The sequence below is a fragment of the Gallaecimonas xiamenensis 3-C-1 genome, assembly GCF_000299915.1.
Classification (GTDB): domain Bacteria; phylum Pseudomonadota; class Gammaproteobacteria; order Enterobacterales; family Gallaecimonadaceae; genus Gallaecimonas; species Gallaecimonas xiamenensis.
Genome location: NZ_AMRI01000015.1, coordinates 61,469 through 77,475 on the forward strand (window position 1 = coordinate 61,469; position 16,007 = coordinate 77,475).

Annotated in this window: 17 protein-coding genes; 2 read left to right on the forward strand and 15 right to left on the reverse strand. The window is 61.4% G+C overall.

Annotated elements, in window-relative coordinates; translation table 11 throughout:
* Positions 1 to 26: 26 nt before the first annotated feature.
* From B3C1_RS11550 to yceD, 13 genes are all read right to left on the reverse strand, one after another.
* A complete protein-coding gene (locus B3C1_RS11550) occupies positions 27 to 812 on the reverse strand; it encodes a TatD family hydrolase (protein WP_008484985.1) in 786 nt (261 codons plus the stop codon).
* The gene (holB, locus tag B3C1_RS11555) at positions 802 to 1,746 is read right to left on the reverse strand and encodes a DNA polymerase III subunit delta' (protein WP_008484987.1); all 945 of its coding nucleotides are present in this window, start codon (positions 1,744 to 1,746) and stop codon (positions 802 to 804) included. The genes B3C1_RS11550 and holB overlap by 11 nt, the downstream gene beginning before the upstream one ends.
* On the reverse strand, positions 1,746 to 2,366 hold the full coding sequence (gene tmk / locus B3C1_RS11560; protein WP_336391121.1) for a dTMP kinase: 621 nt from the start codon (positions 2,364 to 2,366) through the stop codon (positions 1,746 to 1,748). Before tmk ends, holB begins: the two co-directional genes overlap by 1 nt.
* An 8-nt stretch (positions 2,367 to 2,374) precedes the next feature.
* The gene (gene mltG, locus B3C1_RS11565; protein WP_008484989.1) at positions 2,375 to 3,373 is read right to left on the reverse strand and encodes an endolytic transglycosylase MltG; all 999 of its coding nucleotides are present in this window, start codon (positions 3,371 to 3,373) and stop codon (positions 2,375 to 2,377) included.
* Positions 3,373 to 4,131, reverse strand: a complete 759-nt coding sequence (pabC, locus tag B3C1_RS11570; protein ID WP_008484990.1) for an aminodeoxychorismate lyase — start codon at positions 4,129 to 4,131, stop codon at positions 3,373 to 3,375. The genes mltG and pabC overlap by 1 nt, the downstream gene beginning before the upstream one ends.
* A gap of 63 nt (positions 4,132 to 4,194) precedes the next feature.
* Positions 4,195 to 5,433, reverse strand: coding sequence for a beta-ketoacyl-ACP synthase II (gene fabF, locus B3C1_RS11575; RefSeq protein WP_008484991.1), 1,239 nt, complete (start codon positions 5,431 to 5,433; stop codon positions 4,195 to 4,197).
* A 75-nt stretch (positions 5,434 to 5,508) separates the two neighbouring features.
* Positions 5,509 to 5,745 (reverse strand): acyl carrier protein, encoded by a 237-nt coding sequence (acpP, locus tag B3C1_RS11580; RefSeq protein WP_008484992.1) that lies wholly within the window; start codon positions 5,743 to 5,745, stop codon positions 5,509 to 5,511.
* A 157-nt stretch (positions 5,746 to 5,902) separates the two neighbouring features.
* The gene (fabG, locus tag B3C1_RS11585; RefSeq protein ID WP_008484996.1) at positions 5,903 to 6,634 is read right to left on the reverse strand and encodes a 3-oxoacyl-ACP reductase FabG; all 732 of its coding nucleotides are present in this window, start codon (positions 6,632 to 6,634) and stop codon (positions 5,903 to 5,905) included.
* 19 nt (positions 6,635 to 6,653) lie between these two features.
* Positions 6,654 to 7,580, reverse strand: a complete 927-nt coding sequence (fabD, locus tag B3C1_RS11590; RefSeq protein WP_008484998.1) for an ACP S-malonyltransferase — start codon at positions 7,578 to 7,580, stop codon at positions 6,654 to 6,656.
* Positions 7,581 to 7,592: 12 nt separating this feature from the next.
* Positions 7,593 to 8,546 carry a beta-ketoacyl-ACP synthase III gene (locus tag B3C1_RS11595; RefSeq protein WP_008484999.1) on the reverse strand — a complete coding sequence of 318 codons (954 nt, stop codon included), beginning with the start codon at positions 8,544 to 8,546 and terminating at the stop codon, positions 7,593 to 7,595.
* Between the two features lie 9 nt (positions 8,547 to 8,555).
* Positions 8,556 to 9,578, reverse strand: a complete 1,023-nt coding sequence (gene plsX, locus B3C1_RS11600; protein WP_035481978.1) for a phosphate acyltransferase PlsX — start codon at positions 9,576 to 9,578, stop codon at positions 8,556 to 8,558.
* Positions 9,579 to 9,593: 15 nt separating this feature from the next.
* On the reverse strand, positions 9,594 to 9,761 hold the full coding sequence (gene rpmF / locus B3C1_RS11605; protein ID WP_008485001.1) for a 50S ribosomal protein L32: 168 nt from the start codon (positions 9,759 to 9,761) through the stop codon (positions 9,594 to 9,596).
* Between the two features lie 23 nt (positions 9,762 to 9,784).
* A complete protein-coding gene (yceD, locus tag B3C1_RS11610; RefSeq protein ID WP_008485002.1) occupies positions 9,785 to 10,306 on the reverse strand; it encodes a 23S rRNA accumulation protein YceD in 522 nt (173 codons plus the stop codon).
* A 153-nt stretch (positions 10,307 to 10,459) separates the two neighbouring features.
* On the opposite strand from yceD, the gene B3C1_RS11615 reads away from it, so the two are divergent.
* Complete coding sequence (locus B3C1_RS11615; protein WP_035481980.1) at positions 10,460 to 11,041, forward strand: Maf family protein; 582 nt, start codon at positions 10,460 to 10,462, stop codon at positions 11,039 to 11,041.
* Here the strand turns inward: B3C1_RS11615 and B3C1_RS11620 are convergent.
* Positions 11,038 to 11,679, reverse strand: a complete 642-nt coding sequence (locus tag B3C1_RS11620; protein WP_008485004.1) for an HAD-IA family hydrolase — start codon at positions 11,677 to 11,679, stop codon at positions 11,038 to 11,040. The genes B3C1_RS11615 and B3C1_RS11620 overlap by 4 nt on opposite strands.
* Positions 11,676 to 12,635, reverse strand: coding sequence for a 23S rRNA pseudouridine(955/2504/2580) synthase RluC (gene rluC, locus B3C1_RS11625; RefSeq protein ID WP_008485005.1), 960 nt, complete (start codon positions 12,633 to 12,635; stop codon positions 11,676 to 11,678). Before rluC ends, B3C1_RS11620 begins: the two co-directional genes overlap by 4 nt.
* Before the next feature lie 418 nt (positions 12,636 to 13,053).
* On the opposite strand from rluC, the gene rne reads away from it, so the two are divergent.
* On the forward strand, positions 13,054 to 15,987 hold the full coding sequence (gene rne / locus B3C1_RS11630; protein ID WP_008485006.1) for a ribonuclease E: 2,934 nt from the start codon (positions 13,054 to 13,056) through the stop codon (positions 15,985 to 15,987).
* The last annotated feature ends 20 nt before the right edge of the window (positions 15,988 to 16,007 follow it).

The window sequence follows — 16,007 nt, forward strand, 5'->3', positions numbered from 1 at the left end:
AACATGGACATAGTTTCGGGCTTTTTTTATGCGCCAAACAAGGCTTTGGCGCCGGGGAAGCAGCGGTAGAAGTTGGCGGTGGTCACCTGGGCCAATTCCTCAAGGCTGACCCCTTTGAGTTCGGCGATAAACTGGGCCACGTCGTACACATATTGGGGCTCGTTGGACTTGCCCCTGTGGGGGACCGGCGCCAGATAGGGGCTGTCGGTTTCCACCAGCAACCTGTCCAGAGGCAGGGCTTTGACCACCTCGCGCAGGGCGTCGGCGTTACGGAAGGTGACGATACCGGAGATGGAGATGTAAAAACCCAGTGCCATGGCCTGCTGGGCCATGTCTAAGTCTTCGGTAAAGCAGTGCAATACTCCCCCCACCTCGGCCGCCTTTTCCTCCCGCAATATGGCCAGGGTGTCTTCCTTGGCGTCGCGGGTATGGATGATAAGGGGCAGGCCGCGCTGGCGCGCTACCTGGATATGGTGGCGAAACGACTGCTGCTGCAAGGCTGCCGTTTCCGGGGCGTAGAAGTAATCGAGGCCGGTCTCCCCTATGGCTACCACCCTGGGGTGGCCGGCCAAGTCGTAAAGGCGATCCAGTTCCTGAGCTTCTTTTTGGTCCAGGGGGTGCACGCCGCAACTGGCGGCCACCTGCTCGAAGCCGTCGATGGCCCCCATCATGTCCCCGAAGCTGTCGAGGGTGACACAGACGCACAAAAAGCGCTCTATGCCCCGTTGCTGGGCACGGTCAAGGGCGGCGGCCAGGCTGTCGCCTTCGGCCAGTTTCAGTCTTTCCAGGTGGCAGTGTGAATCAACCAACAACGTTGTCACTCCTTCCTTCCATCAATTGCCAGGCGATATCCACCAGCAGCCATTTGCTGTTGATGGCCGGTTGTTCCAAAAGCTGCTTGCGAGAGCCGAGCACGGCCTGCCAAAGGCCGGTCAGGGCCTCTTCTCCCAGGCGCTCCTGGCGGTCCAAATGGTCATGATACAGGGGCGCCAGGCCCCGTGCCAAACGGGCCTGATCCAACAGCCGATGGGCCAACTCGTCCAGGCAGAACAGGGCCTCTTTATGCCAGCGGTCGGCAAAATTTTCAGGGTAAAGGTGGCGGGTTTCCAAGGCCACCAGATCGGCCTGAAGCTTGGCCACCTTTTCCTGGTAGCCGTCCGCCAGGGCTCGCTGTAGGGCCAGGGGCGCACCGTGAAAACGCCGCAGCAAGGCGGGGCTGGCCTGGATCCCCTGCCCTTGCAGCCAGGCCTGGGCTTGATCAGCGGGGGGCGCCGGCAGGTGCAGCTTTTGGCAGCGGGACAAGATGGTAGGCAACAGCTGCCCCGGCTGGCTGCTGGTCAGCAGCCAGTAGGTATTGGCGGGAGGCTCTTCCAGGGATTTGAGCAAGGCGTTGGCGGCGTTGAGGTTAAGCCGATCGGCCTGATGCATCAGCACCACCTTGGCACCGCCCATCAGGGCGGCGCTATAGACGGGGCCAACCAGGGCACGGATGGCGTCCACCTTGATGCTGCCGCCGTCGGGTTCGACCCTGTGCAAGTCCGGGTGGGTACCGGCCTTTACCAACTGGCAGCTGTGGCATTGGCCGCAGCCCACCTGGTTGCGACACAGCAACTGCAAGGCAAATTGCTGGGCCAGTTGGGCCTTGCCGACGCCACTGGGGCCGGTCAGCAGGTAGGCATGGGCCAGGCGCTGGCTTTGTTGCCAGCGGCCAAAATCGGCAAGATAAGGGGCCAGCCAAGGCAGCATCAGCGCCGCTCCAAGCGGCCAAGGGCGGCGTCGATGGCCTGGTGTACCTGCTCAAGGGGTTGGCCGGCGTCGATGGTGACGATGCTGTCGTCACCCTGGGCCAGGGCCTGGTAGCGGGCGCGGGTGCGCTCAAAAAAGGCCAGCTGCTCAAGCTCGATCCGGTCCAGCTCGCCCCTGGCCTTGGCCCGCTCCAGGCCCAGCTTGGGGTCGATATCCAGGTACAGGGTCAGGGCCGGCTTGAAATCCCCCAGCACCGCCTGGCGGATACTGTCGATAAGGGCGCTGTCCAACTGGCGGCCCCCCCCCTGGTAGGCGCGGCTCGACAAATCATGCCGGTCCCCCACCACCCAGTGACCCTGGGCCAGGGCCGGCTTGATGACGTTTTCCACCAGCTGCACCCGGGCGGCGTACATCAGCAGCAGCTCGGCCTGGGGGGTCAGGGGTTCTTGATGGACGGTTTTGACCAGCTCGCGCATCTTTTCGGCAAGGGGGGTGCCCCCCGGTTCACGGGTCTGCACCACGGTGGCGCCCCTTTGCTCTAAAAAGGCCCTGACCCTGGCCACCGCCGTGGACTTGCCGGCCCCTTCCAGGCCCTCTATCACCACAAAAGCCGGGTCTATCAGTGGCTTCATCCGCGTCCTCTTTGATAACGGTTCACTGCGTTGTTGTGTTCACGCAGCGTCTTGGAAAATGCATGGCTGCCGTCGCCCTTGGCCACAAAATACAGGTAGTCGGCCTTGTCCGGGTGCAGCACCGCGTCGATGGCGGCGCGGGACGGCATGGCGATGGGCCCGGGGGGCAGCCCCTTGATGACATAGGTATTGTACGCCGTTGCCTGGCGCAGGTGGGCGCGGGTGAGGTTGCCGTCAAAGTCGTCTCCCAGGCCGTAAATGACAGTGGGGTCGGTCTGCAGCCGCATGCCCTTGTTGAGGCGGTTGACGAACACCGAGGCGATCAGCGGCCGCTCGGCCGGCACCGCCGTTTCTTTCTCGACGATGGACGCCAGGGTCAGGGCCTGGGCCGGGGTGGCCAGGGGCAGCCCCGGGTCGCGGTTGGGCCAGGCCTGTTCCAGGTAGCGGCTCATGGCATCTTTGGCCTGGGTCAGCAGGCTCAGGTCGGTATCACCGCAGCGGTATTGGTAGGTGTCGGGCATCAATTGGCCTTCCACCAGGGGCAGGCCGAGGGCCTTGGCCACGGCCTGGCTGTCGGCGCCGCTTAGGCGAAAATCCAGGTGCGCCAAGGCGGCCAGCCGGGCCTGCCAGTCTTTGAAGCGCTCCCCTTCCACCAGGGTCACTTTAAAGCTTTGTTCCTTGCCGGCCGCCATGTCGGCCAGCAAGGCCTTCATGGTCATGCCCTCGTCCACGGCGTAGCAGCCGGCCTTGATCTGGCCAAGGCCAGGTTCGAGTTTAAGCAGCAGCTTGAAAGGCCAGTTCTGCTCTACCCAGCCGTCACTGCGCAGGGACTTGACCAGGCGGTAGGCATGGGTACCGGCCTTGACTTCCAGAGTTTGGGGGCCGGTCAGGGCCAGGGGCTTGGCCAGGGCCTGCTGGTATTGCCAGAGGCCATACAGCGCAGCGGCCACCGAGGCGGCCAGCAGGGCCGCCACTATCCATAACAACTTCTTCATTATCCGAGGGTATCGCGTAGTTGGAGGGTCAAACGGGGCGCCGCCAGGCGCCTTGTGCCAAAGGTATGTACCGGCACCACCCCCATCAGGGCGTTGCACAGGAAAATTTCGTCCGCCTCATCGAGGGCGGCCAGGGGCGCCTGCACCACCTGGGCCGGCTGCGCCGCCATCACCAGGGCTCGCTGGGTGCCGCTAACGCCGCTGCGGGCCAAATTGGGGGTATGGAGCACTGCACCCTTAAACCAAAAGAGGTTGGCACTGACGGCGGACACCACAAAACCGTCGTCGTCCAGCAGCACCCCTTCGTCGCTGCCGACCCGGGCCAAGGCCTCGGCGGCCAGCACCTGTTCCAGGCGGCTGCAATGCTTGAGACCGGCCAGCATCGGGCTGGTGCCCAGGGTCACCGGCAACAGGGCCAGGCTGATCCCTTGGCTGCGCCACAGGGGGTAATGGGCCGGTTCGGCAAAATGGCTGACCCACACCTGGCTCGGCCCCTCGGCGGGGCGGTATCCCCGGCCACCGGCAGCCCTTGCTACCAATACCTTGACGCCCCCCTGCCCGCGTTGGGCAGCGGCCTTCATTACTGCGTCTTCCAGGCTTTGCCAGTCAGGGGGGCTCATGGCCAGGCGGGCGCAGGCTTCTTCCAGGCGGGAGCGGTGGGCCGGCCAGTTTTGCGGTGCGCCGCCCCGCACGGCCAGGGTGGTAAAGTGGCCGTCACCGTATTGAAGGCGGTCAGGATAGGATTCGAGGCTGAGCATAGGTCAATAAAAAACGCCTGATAAGCCGTTAGGTTATCAGGCGTTTTGCCAAGTTACACCCTTTTAGATGCGGCTGAACAGCAAAGAGCCGTTGGTGCCACCGAAGCCAAAAGAGTTACAGAGCACATGGTCAACCTTGGCCTGGCGGGCCACGTGGGGCACGTAATCGAGATCACAGCCCTCGGAGGGGTTGTCCAGGTTGATGGTGGGGGGAATGGCGTTATCAAAGAGGCTCATCACCGAGATGATGGCTTCAACGGCGCCCGCCGCACCCAGCAGATGGCCGGTCATGGACTTGGTGGAGGAGACCATCAGTTTGTAGGCATGGTCGCCGAACACCGATTTGACGGCGTTGCTTTCGGCAGCATCCCCGGCCGGGGTGGAGGTGCCGTGGGCGTTGACATAGCCCACCAGGCTCGGGTCCAGCTTGGCGTCACGGATGGCGTTAAGCATGGACAGGGCGGCACCGGCACCGTCTTCCGGCGGTGAAGTCATGTGGTAAGCGTCGCCGCTCATGCCAAAGCCGGTCAGCTCGGCATAGATGCGGGCGCCTCGGGCCTTGGCGTGTTCGTAGTCTTCCAGCACCATGACACCGGCGCCGTCGCCCAGCACAAAGCCGTCGCGGTCGCGGTCCCAGGGACGGCTGGCCGCCTTGGGATCGTCATTGCGGGTAGACAGGGCGCGAGCTGCGCCAAAGCCGCCCATCCCCAGGGGGGTACAGGCCATCTCGGCACCACCGGCCAGCATGACGTCGGCATCGCCGTAGGCGATCATCCGGGCGGCATGGCCGATGTTGTGCACCCCTGTGGTACAGGCGGTGGTGATGGCGATGTTGGGGCCACGCAAGCCGTGCATGATGGACAACCAGCCGGACACCATATTGATGATGGTGCTGGGCACGAAAAACGGCGACATCTTGCGTGGACCATTGGCCAACAGGGCCTCATGGTTTTTCTCGATAAGGCCAAGGCCACCGATACCGGAACCGACGGCAACGCCGACGCGGCTCAGATCGGCTTTTTCCAGGTCAAGGCCACTGTCCTTGAGGGCCTGGATGCCTGTGGCGACGCCGTACTGGATGAACAAGTCCATCTTCTTGGCGTCTTTGCCAGACATGTACTGGGTGACGTCAAAGTCTTTGACGTTACCGGCGAAATGGGTGGTAAAGGCGCTGGTATCGAAGCAGCTGATGGTATCGATGCCACTTTGCCCTGCCAGGAGGGCTTTCCAGGAAGATTCTACGCTGTTGCCCACGGGGGACAGCATGCCCATACCGGTCACAACGACACGACGCTTGGTCACGGCGTTTGCCTCCGAAAGGAAAAAAACGAGGGTCGAGAGAGGAAACAGGCGGTCCGAGGACCGCCTGTTAGAGGATTAGTTCTGGTGAGCGGTGACGTAGTCGATGGCCGCTTGCACAGTAGTGATCTTCTCGGCTTCTTCATCCGGGATCTCAGTGTCGAACTCTTCTTCCAGCGCCATCACCAGCTCAACGGTGTCCAGAGAGTCAGCGCCGAGATCGTCGACGAAAGAAGCTTCGTTTTTCACTTCTTCTTCTTTCACGCCCAGTTGCTCGACGATGATTTTCTTAACGCGTTCTTCGATAGTGCTCATAGCTTGTTGTTTCCTTAGCAGTACGCTGTAAATAGCGAATGGGGGCTAGTGTATTCGATCCCCAAATCTTTGCAAGGGAAAGGAAAACCGCGAATATGCTGGTCAAACCACGGTGTTAGCCTGTTGTTCGCCACAGATCCGCGCATTTTCCGATCACTTACGCCATCACCATGCCGCCGTTGACGTGCAGGGTTTCACCAGTGATGTATCCAGCCTCATTAGAGGCCAAAAAGACCACGGCACTGGCAATTTCGGCAGGCGAACCCAGGCGTGCCAGCGGCACTTGCCCGAAGATCGCCGATTTTTGGTCGTCCGTCAGTTCGCGGGTCATATCGGTGTCGATAAAGCCCGGCGCTACGGCATTGACGGTAATGTTCCTTGACGCCACTTCCCGGGCCAGGGACTTGGTAAAACCCAGCAGGCCCGCCTTGGCGGCAGCGTAGTTGACCTGTCCCTGGTTCCCCATGGTGCCCACTACAGAGCCGACGGAGATGATCCGGCCGGCACGTTTTTTCATCATCGGCCGCAACACGGCCTTGGAAAGACGATAAAGGGATTTGAGGTTGGTGTCGATCACCTCGTCCCATTCTTCGTCTTTCATCCGCATCAACAGGTTATCGCGGGTGATGCCGGCATTGTTGACCAGGATGTCCAAGTCCCCTGCCCTGTCTTTGACGGTGGCAAGGACGGCATCGATGCTGTCGCTGCTGGTCACATTCAGGTTAAGGCCACGGCCTTCTCCCAGGTAGCTGCTGATGGCCTCGGCGCCCTTGTCGGACGTGGCGGTACCAAAAACGGTAGCACCTTGGGCCGCCAGGCGCTCGGCAATGGCGCGGCCAATGCCGCGACTGGCGCCGGTTACCAGGGCGATTTTTCCGGTCAATGACATGAAGTCAGACATGTTTTCCTCACTTGGCAACTGATTGCAGCTCGTCGCTACTGTGCAACGGGCCGGCATTCAGGCTCTTATCAATCCGTTTGGCAAGGCCGCAAAGCACCTTGCCAGGGCCGCATTCGTAAAGGTCGGTTACCCCTTGCTGAGCCATGGCCTGGACCGACTCGGTCCAGCGCACCGGGCTGTACAGCTGGCGCACCAGGGCGTCCCTGATGGCGTCCCCTTCACTGACGCTGGCCACGTCCACGTTGTTGATCACCGGCACCGCAGGGGCGGCGATCGTTACTTGCTTGAGGCGCTCGGCCAGTTGCTCTGCCGCCGGCTTCATCAGGGCGCAGTGGCTGGGCACCGATACGCTCAGGGGCAAGGCCCGCTTGGCGCCTTTTTCCTTGAGGACCTCACAGGCCCGGTCAACGGCTGCCTTGGAACCGGCGATCACCACCTGGCCTGGGCTATTGAAGTTGACCGCTTCCACCACGTCCCCTTGGGCCGCTTCGGCGCAGCCGGCCACCACGTCGGCGTCATCCAGGCCGATGATGGCGGCCATGGCACCGGTGCCGGCCGGAACGGCGGCCTGCATATACTGGCCACGGGCTTCCACCAGGGCCACGGCATCTTTGAAATCCAAGGCGCCGGCGCAGACCAGTGCCGAGTATTCACCCAGGCTGTGGCCGGCCATCAGGGCCGGGGCCACGCCGCCCTGGGCCAGGTAGGCCCGGTAGGTGGCAACAGAGGCGGTCAGCAACGCGGGCTGAGTACGCTCGGTAGCGTTCAGGTCCGCTTCCGGGCCGTTTTGGACCAAAGCCCACAAATCGTAGCCCAGTACCTCGGAGGCTTCCTTGAAGGTCTCCAGTACCACAGGGTAGGCGCCGGCCAGCTCGGCGAGCATGCCCACGCTTTGGGAACCTTGTCCCGGGAATATAAAGGCAGTTTTTTGCATCTTTATGGCCTTTTAATAACGAACCAGGGCCGCACCCCATGCAAAACCGGCGCCAAAGGCTTCCAGCAGCAGGAGTTGGCCACGTTGAATGCGGCCGTCCCGTACCGCCTCGTCGAGGGCGATGGGCACGGAAGCGGCAGAGGTGTTGCCGTATTTGGCCAGGTTGAGCACCACCTTATCCAGGCCCATGCCCAATTTCTTGGCGGTGGCACTGATGATGCGGTGGTTGGCCTGGTGCGGTACCAGCCAGTCCAGTTGCTGTTTGTCCAGGCCCGCCTGGTCGAGGATCTCGCTGACCACGTCCGCCAATTTAGTGACGGCGACCTTGAACACTTCGTTGCCTTTCATCTTCAGCCAGGGGTCGATGCTGGCATCGGTGCGGGAGGGCAAGGCGGCGCAGAGCAGCTCGCCGTAGTGGCCGTCGGAGTGGATGCAGCTGCCCAGCAGGCCTGGCTCTTCGCTGGCTCCCAGAACCACCGCCCCTGCCCCGTCCCCAAAGAGGATGATGGTAGAGCGGTCGCTGGGTTCGCAGACCCGGGTCAGCACGTCGGCCCCCACCACCAGCACCTTTTTGGCGCTGCCGGCACGGATGAATTGGTCGGCCACCGTCAAGGCATAGGTAAAACCTGCACAAGCCGCGCCCAGATCGAAGGCACCGATACCGGGTACGCCCAGCTCGGCCTGCAACCAGCAAGCGGCGGACGGAAAGGAATGGGGGGCGGTGGTGGTGGCGAAGATAATGAGATCGAGCTCGCTGGCCTCAAGGCCGGCCGCGTCCAGGGCGGCTTTGGCGGCCGGTACGGCCAGGCTGACAACGGTCTCTCCTTCAGCGGCGATACGACGCTCGCTGATACCGGTGCGTTCCACTATCCACTGGTCGGTGGTATCCACCATTTTTTCCAGATCGGCGTTGCTACGCACCTGGGCAGGCAGATAGCTGCCTGTACCAAGAATTTTTGAATGCATGAATAAGGCTCAGTGCTTGTCCAGTAAAACGGTTCCGATGGCACTTTCAATGCCGTCAGGCAGCTTGCGCTCGGCGCTGTGCAAAGCCTGTTCGAGGGCGTTGAAAAAAGCATCAATGCCAGCATTTCCGTGGCTTTTCACGACAATACCGCGCAATCCTACCAGACTGGCCCCGTTGTACTGGTCGGGGTTCACCCTGGCGTAAACCGCTTTGATGAAAGGACGTACCAGCCAGCCCAAAACCCGGCCCCAAAGGCTATTCCCGAAACTCTCGCGCAGCTGGGCCAGGAAGAACTGGGCAATGCCTTCACAGGTTTTGAGGGTCACATTGCCGACAAAACCGTCACAGACGATGACGTCAGCCTTATTGGTGAAGATGTCGTGCCCTTCCAGGTAGCCCACATAGTGGATGCTGGGGGCGTCTTGCAGCAAGTTGGCTGCATGACGGACCTGGTCGTTGCCCTTGACCTCTTCCTCACCGATGTTGAGCAGGGCCACCCTGGGCCTGTCTATGCCTTCAACGGTGTGAGCCATGGCCGAGCCCATGACGGCGAACTGGTAGAGGGTTTCCGAATCGCAGGCGACATTGGCGCCCAAGTCGAGCATGTAAACCCTTTTGCCGTTCACCGCCGGCATGGCGGAGACGATGGCGGGCCTATCGATACCGGGCAAGGTCTTGAGAAAATGCCGGGACAGGGCCATCAGGGCGCCGGTGTTACCGGCACTGATACAGGCTTGGGAGCGGCCTTCGGCCACGTCCTTGACCGCTTCGCCCATGGACGAATCCCGCTTGGTACGCAGGGCGCTGGACGGTCTTTCGTCCATACCGACGGTGCACTGGGCCTGGATCAGGGTTAAACGGGGGTGTTGCTGGAGTCCGGCCGCCGCCAGGTGAGCACTGATGTCACCGCAGATAAAGGCGCGAACCGATAAAGAGGGGTAAAGCAGCAGTGCCCGCGCTATGGCGGGCACTGTTACGGCGGGGCCTAGGTCCCCGCCCATGGCATCTACCGAAAGGGTAAACGCTTGCAAGTCAGTTACCGGTGATTAACCGATAACTTTCTTGCCACGGTAAAAACCGTCGGCAGTCACGTGGTGACGGCGGTGGGTTTCACCGGAGGTCTTGTCCACGGACAGGGGGGCAGCGGTCAGTGCATCGTGGGAACGACGCATGTCGCGGCGGGACCGGGACTTCTTGTTCTGTTGAACGGCCATTGACTAGTCTCCTTAAATCGTGATCACTTCTTCTTCAACTGTTCGAGAACAGCGAAGGGGTTCGGACGCTCATCAGCAGGTTCGATCTTGCCAAAACTCATCTCGGACGAAGACACTGCACACTGGTCTTGAGCATGCATTGCGACCAAGGGCAGTGCCAGGATCAGCTCGTCTTCAATGAGTTTTCGCACGTCGATCTCACCGTTTTCGTCGAGGTCGACAGGCTCATAAGCTTCCGGGAGCTCTTCTATTACGGTTTTGGCAAAAACCGGTGTGTAGGCGAAGTCTACCTCTGCGAGGAAGGACAGCGGGCCATTGCAGCGCTGGCACACCAGCTCGAGCTCCACGGCGGCTTTACCACTGGTAAAGACCAACCCCTGGGCGTCAACACCACAATGAAGTTGCACATCCACTTCGCCCTGCCGGGCTTCTGACAATTCCATCAAACGCGTCAATTCGGTGACAGGCACCATACCGTCGTAATCATCACGACGTTGGGCGGCTTTCACCGGATCGAGAGTTAAGGGCAGCTTAACTTTTCGCATAAGGCGCGCATCTTACTCGGGCACTAAGTCCCTGTCAAAAAAGCCAACAGGCCCAATGGGCCTGCAGTGATGAACAAAGCAGTCGCACCGCCCTGTTATGCCCGCGCATTTTACGGGAAAATACCCCTACAAGTGAAGATAAAAAGGCGTGCCATGCGATTGATTTTAGGTTCCAGTTCCCCATTTCGGAAAAGTCTGCTCGAAAAACTGGCAATCGACTTCGATTGTATCAGCCCGGAGCTGGACGAAAGCCCCCTGCCTGGGGAAAGCGTCACCGCCCTGGTTGAACGCCTGGCCATCGACAAGGCCAAGGCCGCTGCCGCCCTTGGGACTGGCCCGGCCCTGGTGATCGGCTCTGACCAGCTCTGCGTTATCGACGGCGAGATCTGCGGCAAGCCCCTCAATCGCGCCAATGCCATAGCCCAGCTCAGCCGCGCCGCCGGCAAGACCGTCACCTTCTATACGGGGCTGGCCCTCTATAACAGTCAAACTGGCCGCTGCCAGTCCCTGGTGGAACCCTTCGAGGTGCAGTTTCGCTCCCTGACCCTTGGCCAGATAGCAAGCTACGTAGATAAGGAAGAACCCTTCTGGTGCGCCGGGTCCTTTAAATGCGAAGGCTTGGGGATAGCCTTATTTGAACGGTTGAGCGGCCGGGACCCCAACAGCTTGATAGGTCTGCCGCTCATTGCCTTGACGGCGATGCTGGAAGAGGAAGGTGCCGGGCCCCTGGGCTAAGCCAGGGCCCATTGTTGCCAGTCGCTGATCACCCCTTGGGCGCCGGCGGCCAGCAGCTGCTCGGGGCTGTGCACCCCAAAGCCCACCCCCAGCGCCTTGACACCGGCGGCCTTGGCCATGGCCATGTCCAGTTGCGAGTCCCCTATCATCAGGGCCCGCTCGGCACTGATGCCGGTTTCGGCCAGGATCTGGGTCAGCATCTCGGGATGGGGCTTGGACTGGGCGTCGTCGGCGGTGCGGCTGGTAACAAAGTGGCCGGCAAGGCCAGTGGCGGCAAAGACCCGGTCGAGGCCGGCCCTGGCTTTGCCGGTGGCCACCGCCAGGGTTTTACCGGACGCGCCGAGCCTGGCCAGCATCGCCTCTACCCCGGGGAAAAGCGGGGTCGGGGTCGGGTCCAGCTCCACGTACTGGTCACGGTATTCGGCCAGCAAGGCCGCCCTGCTCCCCTCGTCCAGGGCCGGAAATAGCCGGTCAAAGGCCGGCATCAGGCTAAGGCCGATGATGTCGCGCACCGCCTGGTCACTGGGTACGCCGAGGTTTAGGGCCTTGGCGGTGGCCTGCATACTGGAGACGATACGTCCCACCGAGTCCATCAGGGTGCCGTCCCAGTCGAAGATCACCAGGTCGATGTCTTTCATCCGCGCTGCCCCAGGGCCTCAATCAGGGCGGCAAAGCTGCCGTCCGGCTTGGCGGTGACCGACACCGCTTCGCCGGTGTTGGGGTGGGTAAAGGACAAATGCCAGGCGTGCAGCATCAGCCGCTCCAGGCCCTGGGCCTTGAGGCGGGCGTCAAATTCCTTGTCACCGTACTTGTCGTCACCGGCGATGGGGTGCCCTGCATGCAGGGTATGGACCCGGATCTGGTGGGTACGGCCGGTCACCGGGAAGGCATTGACCAGGGTAGCCAGGCCGCCGAAACGGCGCTCCACCTTAAAACGGGTCTCGCTGGCTTTGCCTTCGGCGTCCACCCGCACCACCCGCTCACCCGATTGCAGGGTGTTTTTTAAAAGGGGCGCGCGGATGACCCGCTTGGCGCTGGGCCAGTCACCCCGCACCAGACACAGGTAGTCCTTCTGCATGGTTTTTTCACGAAGGGCTTCGTGTAAGCCGCGCAGGGCCGAGCGCTTCTTGGCGATAAGAATGCAGCCGGAGGTGTCTCTGTCCAGGCGGTGCACCAGCTCCAGGAAACGGGCATCGGGGCGCAGCGCCCGCAGCCCTTCGATAAGGCCAAAAGACAGCCCGGAACCGCCATGTACCGCCAGGCCCGCCGGTTTGTTAACCACCATCAGGCAGTCGTCTTCGTAGAGCACGCAGTCGTTCAGGCGCGATACCTGGCTGAGGTTGGCGTTGGGCAGGGCCTTTTCTTCGGCCACCCGCAGCGGCGGGATACGCACTTGGTCCCCCGCCATCAGCTTATATTCGGGCTTAACGCGCTTTTTGTTGACCCGGACCTCGCCCTTACGTAAAACACGGTAAATAAGGCTCTTCGGCACTCCCTTTAAGAAAGTCCGCAAGAAGTTGTCGATGCGTTGGCCGGCCAGATCCGGTTCAACGGCCACATACTGCACTGTGGCGGTGTTGTTGGCTGTGCTCATAGGGGGCGCATTCTAACACAGGGGAGAGTGGCGAAGTATGCTTGCCGAAATCCCAAAATCAATGGGATAATATATAAGCCTCTATTCGAACTACGATTAGCCAGGCAGTTTTGAATTTCCGGGGCACGGTCAGAATGCCGGGCCCCAATTTTGAAAAGGCACAGCTTCGCGCCTGTAGAGCGCGTCACTGGACTTGAAATACGACTGGATGCCTTTTTGGTGATAGGCCTTTGGTTTGGCGAGTACGCCGGACCCATCACCAGACATCGTTCAAACGAAAAACAAGTGGAAACGCCGAGAGCGCCCCAACCTTCACCCAGCCGGGAGGCTGCCTGTACGACCTGCACGGGGCCAGGCCCAGAGGATGCGCATCGAGAGGATGCGAGTGCTGTGACCATTACAAGGTAATGAGTCACTTATGAAAAGAATGCTAATCAACGCAACTCAGGCTGAAGAGTTGCGGGTGGCTTTGGTGGACGGCCAGAAACTCTATGATCTGGATATCGAACACCCGGGCCACGAACAAAAGAAAGCCAACATATACAAAGGTAAGATCACCCGCGTAGAACCCAGCCTGGAAGCGGCATTTGTCGACTACGGTGCTGAACGCCATGGTTTCCTCCCCTTAAAAGAGATTGCCCGCAGCTATTTTTCCGAGAATGCCAAAGGCGCTGGCCGCCCCAACATCAAGGATGTGGTCAAGGAAGGTCAGGAAGTCATAGTCCAGATCGATAAGGAAGAACGTGGTAACAAGGGCGCCGCCCTCACCACTTTCCTGAGCCTGGCCGGTTCCTACCTGGTACTGATGCCCAACAACCCCCGCGCCGGTGGTATTTCCCGCCGCATCGAGGGTGAAGAGCGCACCGAACTCAAAGAAGCCCTGTCCAGCCTGCAGCTGCCCGAGGGTATGGGCCTTATCGTCCGTACCGCCGGCGTCGGCAAGTCTGCCGAAGAGCTCAAATGGGACCTGGACGTGCTGCAACATCACTGGCAGAACATCCAGGAAGCGGCAGCCAGCCGCCCTGCCCCCTTCCTGATCCATCAGGAGTCCAACGTCATAGTCCGGGCCATCCGTGACTACCTGCGCCGTGACGTGGGCGAGATCGTCATCGACCACAACAGGGTCTTTGAAGAGGTTAAAAGCCATATCCAGACCATGCGTCCGGACTTCATTACCAAGGTCAAGCCTTATAAAGGCGAGATCCCCCTGTTCAACTATTACCAGATTGAATTGCAGATTGAATCCGCCTTCCAGCGGGAAGTGCGTCTGCCTTCCGGTGGCTCCATCGTTATCGACAGCACCGAAGCCCTGACCGCCATCGATATCAACTCTGCCCGCGCCACCAAAGGCGGCGATATCGAAGAGACGGCCCTGAACACCAACCTGGAAGCGGCCGACGAAATTGCCCGTCAGCTGCGCCTGCGCGACTTGGGCGGCCTGGTGGTGATCGACTTTATCGACATGACCCCGGCCCGCCACCAGCGGGAAGTGGAAAACCGCCTGGCCGATGCGGTGCGCGCCGACCGTGCCCGGGTCCAGTTGGGCCGTATCAGCCGCTTTGGCCTGATGGAAATGTCGCGCCAGCGTCTGCGTCCGTCCCTGGGTGACGCCTCCAACCACATCTGCCCCCGTTGTACCGGTACCGGCTATGTGCGTTCCACCGAGTCCCTGGCCCTGTCCATTCTGCGCCTGATTGAGGAAGAGTCTCTTAAAGACAACACCGCCCAGGTCGAAGCCCAGGTGCCGGTCAGCGTGGCTGCCTACCTGCTGAATGAAAAACGCGGAGCCATCCGCTTTATCGAACAGCGCCATGATGTTCGGGTCTTCATCGTGCCCAACCCGCACCTGGAAACCCCTCACTTCGAGGTGATCCGTCACCGCGAAGACGACGAGATTGAAGAGCCCTCCTACGATCTCACCAAAAAGCCCGAAGACCAGAAGCCGGTCTACGTGCCGCCGGTGGCCGCCAAGCACAAGCATGACGAGCCGGCCCTTAAAGGCCTGCAGGCACCTGCCGCCCCGGCCCCCAGTGCCCCTAAAGCCGCAGCGCCCAGCAAGCCTGTCCGTCAGGAATCCAAGGCACCGGCCAAGCCTGGTCTTATCAGCCGCATCATCAAGGCCCTGTTTGGCAGCAAGGAAGAAGAAGCGCCCAAGTCCCAGGACAACAAGCGCCAGCAACACAACCGTAAGGGCGTGGATGCCCGTCGCCAGCAAAAAGGCCGTGGTGGTCGCAACCGCGACGACCAACAGCGCCAAGGCCGCGACGACAAGCGTAGCCAGGACGGTGAGCAACGTCGCGAGCGCAACCCGCGCAACCGTGATGAGCGCCGCGACGACCGTCGTGACGAGCAACGCCAAGGCCGTGAAGACAACCGCAACCGTGACCGCGATAACCGCGCCCGTGACGAACGCGCTGCCGAGCAACGTGAAAGCCGCCGCGAGGAAGAACGCAACAAGCGCCGTCAGCGTGATGACGAGCAACGTGACACCAAGCGTCAGCAAAAAGCCCGTGAAGAGCAGCCCACTGCCGAGGCCAACGAGGCCAAGGAAGATCTGCTGGACAAGGTGCCTCAACAGCGCCGCGAGCGTCGCCAGCTGAACCAGTCGGTACGCATGAAAGACGGTGAGACCCAGGCCGCCCCTGCCGTTAAGGCCAGCAGCCCGGTGCAGGCCGAGGCCGTCAAGGTTGCCGAGAAAGCCGAGCGCCAGCAGGTTGCCGAGCCGGTCGAGGTTGTCGCCGAGGAAGTCACCGAGAGCCAAGACGAGCAAGGTGACAACCGTCAGCGTCGCCGTGGCCCCCGCCACCTGCGTGGTCATCGCCGTCAGCGCCCTGAGCGCAGCGAGCAAAGTGTTGAAGGTGCCACCGAGCAGCTCGACCTGGCTTCAGAGGCTCCCCAAACCGATCTGGTGGAAACCCAAGTAGAAGCGGCTCCGGTTAAAGAGGAGGCCCCTGTTGTTCAGGCGCCTGTAGTCGAGCCGAGCCCTGCTGTGGTCGAAGAGCCCAAGGTCGCCGAGGTGGCTGTTGCCGCTGAACCTGCCGAGCAGACGCCGGTTGAGGCTCCTGTAGCGGTAGAAGCTACTCCAGAAGTGGTAGCGGCCCCTGTGGTTGCCGAAGAGCCTAAAGCCGAGCAAGTGGTAAAAGCCAAGGCACCGAAAGCCAAGTCTGCCCCCAAAGCAGCCAAGCCCAAAGGCCGGGCCCAGGCCCCCATGGCCCGCCCTGCGGAAGTGGCCCTGGCCCCTGTGGTACGTAACCCTCAGCCGCTGGAGCGCCAAGCCGTTGCCCACAGTGGCCGAGCCGGTGGTTTGAATGACGCTGTCAGCCGCGTCTCCAGCCCCATGGCCAAGGTCTAAGGCTAGCAAGCGAAAAAGGC

Coding starts and splice junctions, on each gene's coding strand:
- fabG (WP_008484996.1), bottom strand. CDS start 6,634: ATGTCATTGACCGGAAAAATCGCCCTGGTAACCGGCGCCAGTCGCGGC.
- B3C1_RS11620 (WP_008485004.1), bottom strand. CDS start 11,679: ATGAAAGACATCGACCTGGTGATCTTCGACTGGGACGGCACCCTGATG.
- rne (WP_008485006.1), top strand. CDS start 13,054: ATGAAAAGAATGCTAATCAACGCAACTCAGGCTGAAGAGTTGCGGGTG.
- pabC (WP_008484990.1), bottom strand. CDS start 4,131: ATGCTCAGCCTCGAATCCTATCCTGACCGCCTTCAATACGGTGACGGC.
- acpP (WP_008484992.1), bottom strand. CDS start 5,745: ATGAGCACTATCGAAGAACGCGTTAAGAAAATCATCGTCGAGCAACTG.
- yceD (WP_008485002.1), bottom strand. CDS start 10,306: ATGCGAAAAGTTAAGCTGCCCTTAACTCTCGATCCGGTGAAAGCCGCC.
- holB (WP_008484987.1), bottom strand. CDS start 1,746: ATGCTGCCTTGGCTGGCCCCTTATCTTGCCGATTTTGGCCGCTGGCAA.
- fabD (WP_008484998.1), bottom strand. CDS start 7,580: ATGCAAAAAACTGCCTTTATATTCCCGGGACAAGGTTCCCAAAGCGTG.
- rluC (WP_008485005.1), bottom strand. CDS start 12,635: ATGAGCACAGCCAACAACACCGCCACAGTGCAGTATGTGGCCGTTGAA.
- mltG (WP_008484989.1), bottom strand. CDS start 3,373: ATGAAGAAGTTGTTATGGATAGTGGCGGCCCTGCTGGCCGCCTCGGTG.
- B3C1_RS11595 (WP_008484999.1), bottom strand. CDS start 8,546: ATGCATTCAAAAATTCTTGGTACAGGCAGCTATCTGCCTGCCCAGGTG.
- rpmF (WP_008485001.1), bottom strand. CDS start 9,761: ATGGCCGTTCAACAGAACAAGAAGTCCCGGTCCCGCCGCGACATGCGT.
- B3C1_RS11615 (WP_035481980.1), top strand. CDS start 10,460: ATGCGATTGATTTTAGGTTCCAGTTCCCCATTTCGGAAAAGTCTGCTC.